This is a genomic window from Formosa sp. A9, assembly GCF_051200825.1.
In the GTDB taxonomy this organism is placed as follows: Bacteria; Bacteroidota; Bacteroidia; order Flavobacteriales; family Flavobacteriaceae; genus Formosa.
This window is the reverse complement of the sequence record NZ_CP195158.1, coordinates 3,825,371-3,838,829: the sequence shown is the minus strand read 5'-3', so window position 1 is coordinate 3,838,829 and position 13,459 is coordinate 3,825,371. Positions and strand designations below refer to the sequence as shown.

Below are 13,459 nucleotides of genomic sequence, written 5' to 3'. Positions count from 1 at the left end.
CCTTTAAACTTATAAAAATTTAATAGGTTTATAAGTACTCTTATTTATTACGCTATGATAACCAATACCGAGTTAGAACACAAAGGCAATCAGTTTCCATCGCATATAGTTTCGTACGAAAAAAACATCGATACTTTAGAATTTAAAACCGAAAACGGTGTGGCCTTACAACTAACCGTGGTTAGAGACAGTGTATTAAGATTTAGGTATGCTACCGATTCTAATTTCGATAACGATTTTTCGTATGCCATAACCAAATACGCTAGCACGGGCTATAATCATTTAGATATTACCCAAACCGACGCTTTTTATATAATAACCACCTCGAAGCTTATTTGTGAAATTGACAAAAGCAATTTAAAAGTTAAGCTTTACGATGCTAAAGACCAAACCTTAATTTGCCAAGACGATTGGGGATTCCACTGGGAAGAAAGCTACGAGTATGGTGGTAACATCGTAAAAATGAGTAAAGTCTCTAACGACGGAGAAAGTTACTACGGTTTAGGCGATAAATCGGAGCATTTAAATTTAAAAGGTAAACGGTTTGAGAATTGGGTAACAGACTCTTATGCTTACGGAAAAACTACCGATCCTATATATAAAGCCATTCCGTTTTACACAGGTTTACACCACGGAAAATCTTACGGTATTTTTTTCGATAACACGTTTCGATCGTATTTCGATTTTGCCCACGAACGCAAAAACATAACCAGCTTTTGGGCAGATGGTGGAGAAATGAATTACTACTTCATTTACGGCCCAAAAATGAACGACGTCGTAGCCAATTATACCGATTTAACAGGTAAACCTCATCAGTTACCGGCTTTATGGTCTTTAGGCTATCATCAATGCAAATGGAGTTATTATCCAGAATCTAAAGTTAAAGCCATAACCCAAACCTTTAGAGATCTTAAAATTCCGTGCGACGCCATTTATCTGGATATCGATTATATGGATGGTTTTAGGTGCTTCACCTGGAATACAGAGTATTTTCCAGATCCTAAACGCATGGTAAATGAATTACTGAACGACGGTTTTAAAACCATAGTAATAATAGATCCAGGCATAAAAATAGACCCTAATTATTCCATTTATAAAGAAGGTTTAGCCAACGATTATTTCTGTAAACGTGCCGATGGGCCTTATATGAAAGGTAAAGTTTGGCCAGGCGCTTGCTATTTTCCAGATTTCACCAATAAAAAAGTGCGGGAATGGTGGTCCGATTTGTTTAAAGAATTGGTAGAAGATATTGGTGTAAAAGGCGTTTGGAACGATATGAACGAACCCGCCGTTATGGAAGTACCCAACAAAACCTTTCCAGACGACGTTCGCCACGATTACGATGGTAACCGTTGCAGCCACAGAAAAGCGCATAATATCTATGGCATGCAAATGGCCAGAGCAACCTATCAAGGTTTAAAAAAGTTTGCTTATCCTAAACGTCCCTTTGTAATCACTCGTGCCGCCTACTCTGGTACGCAACGTTATACATCGTCTTGGACGGGCGATAATACAGCTTCGTGGGAACATTTATGGATTGCCAACGTGCAAGCACAACGTATGGCTTTATCGGGATTTTCGTTTATAGGCAGCGATATAGGTGGTTTTTCGGAACAGCCTAATGGCGAATTATACACACGTTGGATTCAATTAGGCGTATTCCATCCATTTTGTAGAACGCATTCGTCTGGCGATCACGGCGAACAAGAACCTTGGATGTTTGGAGACGAAGTAACAGACATTGTACGGTCGTTTATAGAATTACGCTATCAGCTTCTGCCCTATTTATATACTGCGTTTTGGCAATATTTAGATGAAGGTACTCCAATTTTAAAATCACTCGTACTTTACGATCAAGAAGATTACCAAACCCATTACCGCACCGACGAATTTATATATGGCAATGCCATTTTAGTTTGCCCTATTTTAGAGCCTAATTCTAGAGGCAGACGCATGTACATTCCTAGAGGAGATTGGTATAACTATTGGACCCAAGAATGGATTGAAGGTGGTAAAGAACTTTGGGTAGATGTAACGTTAAAAACAATGCCAATCTTTATTAAAGCTGGTACTATAATACCTAAATATCCTGTACAGCAATATGTAGGAGAACACGATTTTGATGAAATTACTCTAGAAATATACTTTAAAACAGGAAAAGAAACCTCTATGCTGTTTGATGATGCCCACGATGGTTACGATTACACTAAAGGACGCTACTGTTTAAGCAAATTTACGTTGCATGGTAAAACCAACGAACTGATTATACAACAACATACCTCTGGCAAATTTACAACGCCTTATACACGCTATAAATTGCAATTTATAGGATTGCCTTTTTCTATTACCAAAATAGAAATAGACAATGTAGAAATAACTTTTGATGCTTTAATTTTTTCTGAAACCCAAACTTTAATTGTAGACAAAACCTTTACAGAATTGCACCTGAGCTTATAATTATACCTTTTCTACATCGAAAGGTTTACCGAGATACACCAGTTTAAAGTTAGGTTCTACCGTATGCGTTTCTTTATTTACCGAAGAAATAATTTCTAACACCCCTTTATCGTCTTTAATAAACAACGGTATAATATCTTCATCCTTTTCGGTAATATTCATAAGATTGATAAAATGGGCTTTATCTTTTAAATCTAATTCATGAATCGCTGGATATTTACGGGTAACTTCGCTTAGCGCAATATAGTCGTCTGTTTGCGAAAACAAGCCTTCACGCGGAATTTTATCAGGGTTATTCATTTCGTCTGGTGTTATTAATCTAAACGACCCGTTTTCACCAAACTGCTTGCTAAATTTATTAATCGCATATTTATTAATATCGGAACTTGCGGTAAGTGCCATAATATATCCAACGTCGTTCAGCTCGATATTATCCATTAAAGTGTCAGAATAAATATTGGTGTTTAAAGCTTCTAAGCCAAGTTCTTCACTCTTTTTAATATTTAACTGATTGCTGTCTATTAAAACCACATGGCGGCCATTAGTCTCTAAATAATGACCTATTAATCGCGATACTTTTGAAGCCCCAACAATTAAAATACCTTCCGACTTTTTTAAGAACACCCCTACTAGTTTAGCAAACAATCTAGCAGTTGTTGCATTTAAAAGCACGGTTCCCAAAACAATCATAAACACCAAAGGTGTAATATATTGTGCATCTGCCACACCATTCTTGGCCAATTTTAAACCGAATAACGATGCAATACCAGCAGCAACAATACCACGAGGTCCTACCCAACTAATAAATAACTTTTCCTTAAATTTTAAAGACGATTTATAAGTACTTAAAAACACGGCTAGCGGACGAATTATAAAAACGACAATGGTAAAGAGTACTAAGGTATTCCAATTATAAATTAGCAATAAATCGCTCATGTTAATATTGGCTGCCAATAGAATAAATAAAATCGATATTAATAAAACGCTTAACGACTCCTTAAAATACAAGAGTTCTTTAAGATATGGCGATTTAGAATTCCCCAAAACCATACCCATAACCACAACAGCTAGTAATCCAGACTCGTGTGCAAAAGCATCTGAAAGAACAAAAACACCTAAAACCGAAGCTAAAGCAAAAACGTTTAGTAAATAATGCGGAATCCATTTTTTGTTAATAATAGTATTTAAAGCATGTGCGAAAGTAAAGCCAAAAGTAAAACCGAACAATACAATTTTTCCAAACTCAATAAAGGCACGTTTGGTAAATTCGCCGCCTGCATCTACACTTATAAATTCAAACACCAATACAGCAATTAAAGCTCCTATGGGATCTATTAAAATACCTTCCCATTTTAATACTGCCGATACATCTTTAGGTAATGGTATATTTCTTAAAATGGGAGTAATTACTGTTGGTCCTGTAACTATAATTAAAGCCGAAAATAAAAACGAAATTTCCCAGCTTAAATAAAAAGTGTAGTGCGCCGCTATGGCTGCACCAAAAAATGTTACCGCAGCCCCCAAAGTAATTAATTTGGTAATAGAAGGAGCCACATTTTTAATTTCGCTAAGTTTTAAAGTTAAGCCCCCTTCAAACAGAATAATACTTATGGCTAACGATACAAAATAAAACAAACTTTCACCAGGAAAAAGACCTTCTCTCCCATTCCAAATAGGTTCTATCCATTTAGAGCCATCTTCAGAAAAAAATTCGGCCGCAATAGGCCCAACTAATAAACCAATAAGAATTAAGGGTAAAATGGCTGGTATTTTAAATTTCCAAGCCACCCATTGTGCGAGTATTCCTAAAATAATTATTCCTGCAAGTTCTAACATTCATTATATTTTCAGATGTTGAATATATAAAACATTTAGTTTATTTTTTTATTAAGACCTACTTTTAATGTTAAAAAAGAGCCAATAAAAATTAAGAAATCCCTAAAAACAACTCACTATTTATAACTTTGTGCTATTAAGTGAACATTTATGAAGTTATATCCCATAGAAGCTGGTAATTTTAAATTAGATGGCGGTGCCATGTTTGGTGTAGTTCCTAAATCTTTATGGCAAAAAACCAATCCGGCAGATTCTAATAATCTTATAGACATAGCTGCACGTTGTTTATTAATTGAAGACGGAAATCGGTTAATTTTAATCGATACAGGAATGGGAAATAAACAATCTGATAAATTTTTTGGTTACTATTCCCTTTGGGGCAATCATACAATTGATGCTTCTTTGCAAAAATTCGGATTTCACCGCGACGACATTACAGATGTATTTATGACGCATTTGCATTTCGACCACTGTGGTGGCAGTATACAATGGAACAAAGACCGAACAGGTTATGAACCCGCTTTTAAAAATGCACACTTTTGGACCAACGAAGCCCATTGGAACTGGGCTATAAACCCTAACAACCGCGAAAAAGCATCGTTTTTAAAAGAAAATTTATTGCCCATGCAAGACAGCGGCCAATTAAAATTTACACGTTTACCAGAACAAGATGTATTAAAAAACAGCGAATTAGGTTTCGATATTTTTTTTGCAGATGGCCATACAGATAAACAAATGATTCCGTTAATACACTACAAAGGCAACACCATAGCCTTTATGGCCGATTTATTACCAACCGCAGGGCATTTACCTTTACCCTACGTTATGGGCTACGACACAAGACCCCTATTAACGCTAAACGAGAAAGAAAAATTCCTAAATACCGCCGCTAATAACAATTATTATTTATTTTTGGAGCATGATGCTCATAACGAAATCATTACTGTACAACATACCGAAAAAGGCGTACGGTTAAAAAATATTTATACCTGTAAAGACATTTTAAACTAACATTATATACATGAATATTATTAAGCCCATTTTATGCTCGGCCTTAACAGCTACTATTTTAACTAGTTGTGGTGGAGGCGCAAAGGTTGTATCTACTCCTATAGAAAATATAGATAGCATACCTTTAAAAATTTCAGATTTAACAGAAGATCAACAACACACTTGGGGGCATTTAGACCTTGTAGCAGATACCATTCCCGGTATGAGCGTTAACAAAGCCTATACAGAAATATTAAAAAACAATACCGGTAAAACCGTAATTGTTGCCGTTATAGATTCGGGTATCGATATAGAACACGAAGATTTAGACGGTTTAATCTGGACCAATGAAAAAGAAATTCCTAACAATGGTATAGACGACGATAAAAATGGCTATGTAGATGATATTCATGGCTGGAATTTCTTAGGCGATACCTACGACGAGCAATTAGAATTTGTACGCTTATTAGCTAGTGGAGACACATCTAATCCAGATTACGAAAGAGCACAAAAAGAATACGAAGAAGAATTTCAAAAATTCAGCAATTACAAAACGCAATACGAAAAGATACTTCAGCAATTAAAAGCTGCCGATCAAGCTATTGCTTCTAAATTAAATAAAACCAACTACACTTTAGAAGATTTAGGTAGTATTGAAGCTGGCGACGACGAAGATTTAAAACAAGCAGTAACTATTGCTAAATACATTTTAGGTTTAGGTTTTGACGATGTTGATGCCGCTAAAGAAGACTTAAAAAACGGACTTGAAAGCATTAATGAACGCTTAAACTATAACCTTAACAAAGATTTTAAAGGTCGTAAAACAGGCGATAATCCAGACGATTTAACCGATGTAGGTTACGGAAATGGTAATGTATTACCAGTAAAAAAATCCGAAAGCCATGGTACACACGTAACCGGAATTATTGCAGCAGAACGCAACAATGGTTTAGGCGTAGACGGTGTAGCTAATAATGTAAAAATTATGAGCTTAAGAGCTGTACCTAATGGCGACGAATACGATAAAGATATAGCTTTAGCTATTCGTTATGCTGTAGATAATGGTGCAACAGTTATTAACGGAAGTTTTGGTAAATACTACTCACCACACAGCGACTGGGTAAGAGATGCTATTGCTTATGCAAGTAAAAAAGATGTATTATTTGTAAATGCAGCAGGAAACGAAGGCTTAGATTTAGATAAAAAAGCATGTTACCCTAACGATCAAGTAAACAATGGTCCAGAAGTGGGAGATACCTTTATTACCGTAGGTGCTTTAGCCCCTAAATACGGCCCAGAAATGGTGGCTGGTTTTTCTAATTACGGAAAAATAAATGTAGATGTGTTTGCTCCTGGTGCTAAAATTTACTCTACAACTCCAGAAAACGAATACGATACTAAAGGTGGTACTTCTATGGCAGCACCTGCTGTAGCTGGTGTAGCAGCGTTAATCCGTTCGCAATATCCTAAATTATCGGCTGCGCAAGTAAAACAAATTTTAATGTCTTCTGGCTTACCTGTAAAAACAAAAGTTATTGTTGGTGGCGATGCAGAAGATGAAAGACCATTTAACGATTTATCTAAATCTACCAAAATGGTAAATGCTTACAATGCCTTAATTTTGGCATCTCAAACAAAATAACATTAAACCCCTATAAAAAACCTCATCAATACTCTTGATGGGGTTTTTTATTTAAAAACTTTTCTATGAAACAAACATTCTATGCGCTTTTGGTTTTAGCTTTAGCTTTTACGTCTTGTAAATCTTCAGATGTAAACTCTGGCAAATCAAAATCAGATCCAACCTATTGGCAACAACATGTAGATTATACCATGACGATTGATATGGACGTTGATTCTTATCAGTACAAAGGCGATCAAAAATTGGTGTATACCAATAATTCTCCAGATGTATTAACACATGTATATTATCATTTATTCTTGAATGCTTTTCAACCTGGTAGCGAAATGGATGCCCGTTTACAAAGTATAGAAGATCCAGATTCTAGAATGGTAAACAATGGTGTAAGTCGTATAAGCACTTTAAAACCAGACGAAATTGGTTACATAAATGTAAACACACTAACGCAAAATGGAACACCTATACAATACGAAACTGCTGGAACTATTTTAGAAGTGAAACTGGCAAAACCTATCCAACCTGGAGAAAAGGTTACTTTTAACATGAATTACGATGCACAAATTCCTGTTCAAATTCGTCGTTCTGGTAGAAATAATGCCGAAGGTGTTGCCTTATCCATGACCCAATGGTATCCTAAATTAGCCGAATACGATTTTGAAGGTTGGCATGCCGATCCGTATATAGGCAGAGAATTTCATGGTGTTTGGGGTGATTTTGATGTTACCATTAATATCGATAAAAACTACACGGTAGGTGGTACTGGATATTTGCAAAATCCGAACGAAATTGGCCGTGGCTACGAAACTGGAACAGTAAAACCTACTAATGGCAATACCTTATCTTGGCACTTTGTAGCACCAAATGTTCACGACTTTACTTGGGCAGCAGATCCAGATTATATTCACGATACTATGCAAGTTCCAGACGGACCATTATTACATTTTTTCTACAAAAACAATCCGGAAATACAAGAAAACTGGAAAAAACTGCAGCCTAAAACTGTAGAGTTAATGCAGTATTACAGCAAAGAAATAGGGCAGTACCCATATAAACAATACTCGGTAATTCAAGGTGGAGATGGCGGTATGGAATACGCCATGTGTACCCTTATAACTGGTGAACGCAAATTTGGTAGCTTAGTTGGTGTAACGGCTCACGAATTGGCTCATACTTGGTTTCAGTTTTTATTGGCTTCAAACGAATCGAAACACGAATGGATGGACGAAGGTTTTACCAGTTATATCAGCGACCAGGCCATGAATGTAATCATGAGCGAAAACAAAGACAATCCTTATAAAAATGCATACGGAGGCTATTATTATTTAGTAAAATCGGGTAAAGAACAACCACAAACTACACATTCCGATCGTTATGCTTGTAATCTGGCTTATGGTATAACGGCATACAATAAAGGGGAAGTATTTTTAGCACAATTAGGGTATGTTATTGGGCAAGATAACCTAAAGAAAACCCTTAAAAAATATTTTAACGATTTCGCTTTTAAACATCCAAGACCGATAGATATTATTCGTTCTGCCGAAAAAGTATCAGGATTAGAACTTGATTGGTATTTAACCGATTGGACGCAGACCACCAATACCATAGATTATGGCATTACATCTGTAGAGGCTTCAGGAAACACAACTTCGGTAACACTAGAGCGCATAGGCTTAATGCCAATGCCACTAGATATTGAGGTAACCTATACCAACGGAACCACCGAGCAATTCTACATTCCGCTACAAATGATGCGTGGCGAAAAACCAGCAGAAGGTGCTAGAACACAATTAAAAGACTGGGCATGGGCACATCCAAACTATACGTTTAACATCGCCAAAAGCAAAGAAAGCATCAAATTTATAGAAATAGATCCAAAAGGATTAATGGCCGATATCAACAAAGAAAATAATACATATCAGCCGTAATTAACCATTACTTCTATTTAATTAATAACGCATGTTTATACATTTGTAAAAAACATGCGTTATTTTTATATAAAATTATAAAGTCATGAATTTTAATACCGCACTATATACCGACTTGTACCAACTTGCAATGGGACAGGCCTATTTTTTAAAAGATAAGCACGAAACCACTGCAACGTTCGACTATTTTTTTAGAAAGACCCCCTTCGATGGTGGTTATGTATTGTTTTGTGGTTTAGAAGAAGTATTAGACTGGTTAGAACAAGTTTCGTTTTCAGAAGAAGACTTAGCCTATCTAAAAGCCGAAAAATTTAATGAAGACTTTATAAATTACCTGAAGAATTTTAAATTTAAAGGTCATATACAAAGTATGGACGAAGGCGAAATTGTTTTTCCGTTCAGTCCCATATTAACCGTAACAGGCACGATTTTAGAATGTCAAATAATTGAAACATTTGTACTTAATAGTTTAAATTTTCAATCTTTAATCGCCACCAAAGCAAGCAGAATACGATTTATAGCAGGCGAAGAAAAAAGTTTAGCCGAATTTGGCTTACGTAGGGCGCAAGGCTATGCAGGAATTCAAGCGTCACGTTCTGCATTTATTGGAGGGTTTAATTATACTTCTAATGTGCTGGCGGGACAATCCTTCAATATTCCAATTTCTGGAACTATGGCGCATGCCTACATACAAAGTTACGACGACGAACTAACTGCGTTTAGACATTTTGCAGAAACAAGACCAGAAAATTGTGTCTTGTTAGTAGATACTTATAACACTTTAAAAAGTGGCGTTCCCAATGCTATAACGGTAGCCAAAGAAATGGAAACACGTGGCCAAAAGTTGTTAGGTATTCGTTTAGATAGTGGCGATTTAGCTTATCTGTCTAAAGCTGCGAGACAACTATTAGATGCTGCAGGCCTAGAGTATGTGCAAATTGCAGCCTCAAATCAGTTAGACGAACATGTAATTAGAAGTTTAAAAGAACAGCAGGCTCAGATAGACATTTACGGGGTAGGTACCAATTTGGTAGTTGGTAAATTAAACGGCGCTTTAGACGGCGTTTATAAATTATGCAGTTTTAACGATACACCGCGAATAAAAATTTCTGAAAATTTAAAAAAAATGAATTTTCCAGGACAAAAACAAGTGTACCGTTTTAAAGACGAACACGGCCACTATCTCGCCGATGCCATAACCTTACAACATCTTGAAGCTCCCAAAGAAATGGCGCACCCTTTCGAACCCCATAAACGCATGGTGCTAGATGCTGCCACAGCAACACCTTTATTGCACGATGTAATGCAAAATGGCAAACGTGTATACCCTAAAAAAACAGTTTCCGAATTAAAAACAATAGCCAAACAAAACCTAGATTGTTTACCTATGGAACATAAACGATTTTCTAATCCGCATGTCTATAAAGTGGGATTAAGTCCAGAATTAGAACAACTTCGCAATCAGTTAAAAAACGATAAATTACAAGGATAATGACAGCTTTAATACTTGTAGATATACAAAACGATTTTTTACCAGGTGGTGCATTAGCAGTCCCTAAAGGCAACACAATTATACCCATAGTAAATAGTTTGCAAACTCAATTCGATTTGGTAGTAGCATCGCAAGATTGGCATCCTAAAAATCATGCAAGTTTTGCTAGCAACCATCATAAAAAACAAGAATTTGATGTAATAGATTTAAACGGAACAAACCAAGTATTATGGCCTAACCATTGCGTGCAAGGTACTCACGGCGCCGAATTTTCATCTGAATTAAATACAGCACGTATCGCCGCAATTTTTAGAAAAGGCATGCTTACCCAAGTAGACAGTTACAGTGCATTTTTCGATAATAATAAAACACATCACACAGGCTTAGAAGCTTACTTAAAAAGCATGCAAGTAACCGAAGTTTATGTATGCGGACTAGCAGCCGACTATTGTGTATATTTTACTGCTAAAGATGCTAAAGCAGCTGGATTTAATACCTTTTACATTACAGATGCTACATGTTATATTGATGAAACATCGTACCAAACCGCCATTAACGATTTAACAGAAAATGGCGTACAACTTATAAAAAGTACCGATATTAATTTATGAAGCAGACCTACGGCAAAGCCGAAAAATTAAAAAGTAAAATACTTATAGAGCAACTCTTTACCGAAGGACAATCGGTATCTAGTTATCCTTTGCGGTTAGTATTTATAAAAACCAGTTTTAACGAGCCTGTAACTATTAAAACAGGCGTGTCTGTAAGCAAACGCCATTTTAAATTAGCAGTACACCGAAATAAAATAAAACGCTTGCTGCGCGAAGCCTACCGATTAAATAAAAACGCGCACTTTAACAACTTATCAACACAATATGCGTTTATGATTTTGTATTTTGGTAAAGATATCCCAACTTACAAGTTTGTAGAGCGTAAAATGAATCGATTATTCGAAAAATTTACAGAACATATCAATCACAATTAATAATTTACAGGTATTACTTGCACGCTATTTAAAATATTGGTCTTTGTATGAAAACATTATTAAAAAAGAAAATTATCGTTCCTGTTTCGGCTGTTATTATCTTTTTCTCGACTACCGCATTTCAGAACGATTTCTTTGAAATTGCCAAACAAATAGAAATCTTTACCACGCTGTTTAAAGAACTCAACATGAATTATGTCGACGACACAAATCCGGCAGATTTAATGGATACAGCTATAAAAAGTATGCTGAACGACTTAGACCCGTATACTGTGTTTATGAACGAACAAGATGTAGAAGCTGCACGCATAAACAATACCGGCGATTACATAGGTATAGGAGCTCGTGTAAAGACCTTAAAAGATAAATTAGTAGTAGTAGAGCCCTATAAAGATTATCCTGCCGATAAAGCCGGTTTAAAAGCTGGCGATGAAATTATAAAAATAGGTACAGTAAATCTTGAAACTTACAAAGACGATAAAGGCGATTTATTAAAAGGCGCTCCAGGAACATCGGTTACCGTAACCTATAAACGCCAAAATACCACCGAAACAACAACCATAAATAGGGCAGAAGTAGAAATAAATGCTGTTCCGCATTTTTCAATGATTAACGAAACTACAGGTTACATTGTACTTAGCCAATTTAATAGTAAAGCCTCTTCGCAAACGGCTTATGCCTTAAAAGATCTAAAAGCGCAAGGTGCTAAAAATATTATTTTAGATCTGCGCGACAATCCAGGCGGACTATTGCACGAAGCTGTTAATACCGTTAATTTATTTGTACCAAAAGGGCAATTGGTTGTAACAACAAAATCTAAAGTAAAAAAATTCAATAAAACATACTACACCCAAAAAGATGCATTAGATACCGAAATTCCGTTAGTGGTTTTAATAAATGGTAGAAGTGCTTCGGCTAGCGAAATTGTTTCGGGTACCTTACAAGACTTAGATCGCGCGGTAATTGTTGGTTCTAGAAGTTTTGGTAAAGGCTTGGTACAACGCCCAAAACATCTTACCTATGGTACGCAATTAAAAGTTACCATTTCTAGATATTATACACCTTCTGGTCGCTGTATTCAGGCTTTAGATTATTTACATCGAGACGAAGAGGGGAATGCTGTAAGAATATCTAAAGACAACTATCACGAATTTAAAACCAGAAACGGCAGACCAGTTTACGATGGTGGTGGAGTGTTGCCAGACGAAGCTCTGGAAATCACTAAAAACTCGGCCATAACCAATGCTATTTTAAACGAAGATTTAATATTCGATTACGCCACTAAGTATTATTACAAGCACTCGAATAAAAATAATTTAATGGATTTTAAATTATCGGATGCTGAATTTTCAGATTTTAAATCGTTTTTAAAAACCAACGATTTTTCTTTCGAAACACAAACCGAAAAAGATTTAACCAAAGCTTTTGAAAGTGCCAAAAAAGAAGATTTAGATGGTGCAATTAAAAAAGATTACGACGCCTTAATAAATCATTTAAACTCTTCTAAAATTAAAGGTATAGACGATAATAAGGCGCAATTATCGAGTTTATTAACAGACGAAATTGTTAAGCGCTATACTTATAGAGAAGGCTTATACGACTATTATAAAATACACAACCCAGAAATTAAACGTGCTACAGAAATTTTAAATAACACAACAACCTACATAGGATTTCTAAATGTGAATTAAGATTTTAACATGCCAATATGCGGAATACCATCTTCTAAATAAGGTTCTGTAATGGTTTTAAATCCTAAATTACTATAAAAGGATTCTAAATGTTTTTGTGCAGAAATTTTAATGGCAGATTCGTTAAATTGATCGCTTATTGCTTGTATTGAAGCATTCATAATATCGTAACCATATTTATGGGCGCGTTCTGTTTGTTTAACCAATACTCGGCCTATGCTAGCATAATCAAAATAATCGCCTGTTTTAAACAAGCGGGTATAGGCTACTAAAGTATTGTTTTTATAGCCTAAAACGTGCAAGGCATTTTGGTCTTTACCATCTATATCTTGATACACGCAATCTTGCTCTACTACAAATACTTCGCTTCGTAATTGTAATACATTGTATAATTCGGTTAAGCTTAATTCATTAAAAAATTTAATGGTAATATCTAACATG

At 35.7% G+C, this 13,459-nt stretch carries 10 protein-coding genes; 8 read left to right on the top strand and 2 right to left on the bottom strand.

Annotated elements, in window-relative coordinates; translation table 11 throughout:
- Positions 1 to 54: 54 nt before the first annotated feature.
- The gene (locus ACR9EA_RS16870) at positions 55 to 2,457 is read left to right on the top strand and encodes a glycoside hydrolase family 31 protein (RefSeq protein WP_435135659.1); all 2,403 of its coding nucleotides are present in this window, start codon (positions 55 to 57) and stop codon (positions 2,455 to 2,457) included.
- Here ACR9EA_RS16870 and ACR9EA_RS16865 read toward each other — a convergent pair whose 3' ends face one another.
- Entirely contained in the window at positions 2,458 to 4,293 is a 1,836-nt protein-coding gene (locus tag ACR9EA_RS16865) for a cation:proton antiporter (RefSeq protein ID WP_435135657.1), read from the bottom strand. It abuts the gene before it with no gap.
- Positions 4,294 to 4,443: 150 nt separating this feature from the next.
- Between ACR9EA_RS16865 and ACR9EA_RS16860 the strand changes: the two genes are divergently transcribed.
- From ACR9EA_RS16860 to ACR9EA_RS16830, 7 genes are all read left to right on the top strand, one after another.
- A complete protein-coding gene (locus tag ACR9EA_RS16860; protein ID WP_435135655.1) occupies positions 4,444 to 5,304 on the top strand; it encodes an MBL fold metallo-hydrolase in 861 nt (286 codons plus the stop codon).
- A 10-nt stretch (positions 5,305 to 5,314) separates the two neighbouring features.
- A complete protein-coding gene (locus ACR9EA_RS16855; protein ID WP_435135653.1) occupies positions 5,315 to 6,925 on the top strand; it encodes a S8 family peptidase in 1,611 nt (536 codons plus the stop codon).
- Positions 6,926 to 6,990: 65 nt separating this feature from the next.
- Positions 6,991 to 8,850 carry a M1 family metallopeptidase gene (locus tag ACR9EA_RS16850; RefSeq protein ID WP_435135651.1) on the top strand — a complete coding sequence of 620 codons (1,860 nt, stop codon included), beginning with the start codon at positions 6,991 to 6,993 and terminating at the stop codon, positions 8,848 to 8,850.
- A gap of 85 nt (positions 8,851 to 8,935) precedes the next feature.
- The gene (locus ACR9EA_RS16845; protein WP_435135650.1) at positions 8,936 to 10,342 is read left to right on the top strand and encodes a nicotinate phosphoribosyltransferase; all 1,407 of its coding nucleotides are present in this window, start codon (positions 8,936 to 8,938) and stop codon (positions 10,340 to 10,342) included.
- Complete coding sequence (pncA, locus tag ACR9EA_RS16840) at positions 10,342 to 10,953, top strand: bifunctional nicotinamidase/pyrazinamidase (protein WP_435135648.1); 612 nt, start codon at positions 10,342 to 10,344, stop codon at positions 10,951 to 10,953. Before ACR9EA_RS16845 ends, pncA begins: the two co-directional genes overlap by 1 nt.
- The gene (gene rnpA / locus ACR9EA_RS16835; protein WP_435135646.1) at positions 10,950 to 11,327 is read left to right on the top strand and encodes a ribonuclease P protein component; all 378 of its coding nucleotides are present in this window, start codon (positions 10,950 to 10,952) and stop codon (positions 11,325 to 11,327) included. Before pncA ends, rnpA begins: the two co-directional genes overlap by 4 nt.
- A 47-nt stretch (positions 11,328 to 11,374) precedes the next feature.
- On the top strand, positions 11,375 to 13,018 hold the full coding sequence (locus tag ACR9EA_RS16830) for a S41 family peptidase (RefSeq protein WP_435135644.1): 1,644 nt from the start codon (positions 11,375 to 11,377) through the stop codon (positions 13,016 to 13,018).
- On the opposite strand, the gene ACR9EA_RS16825 is transcribed toward ACR9EA_RS16830, so the two are convergent.
- The gene (locus ACR9EA_RS16825) at positions 13,015 to 13,458 is read right to left on the bottom strand and encodes a GNAT family N-acetyltransferase (RefSeq protein ID WP_435135642.1); all 444 of its coding nucleotides are present in this window, start codon (positions 13,456 to 13,458) and stop codon (positions 13,015 to 13,017) included. The genes ACR9EA_RS16830 and ACR9EA_RS16825 overlap by 4 nt on opposite strands.
- Between the last annotated feature and the right edge of the window lies 1 nt (position 13,459).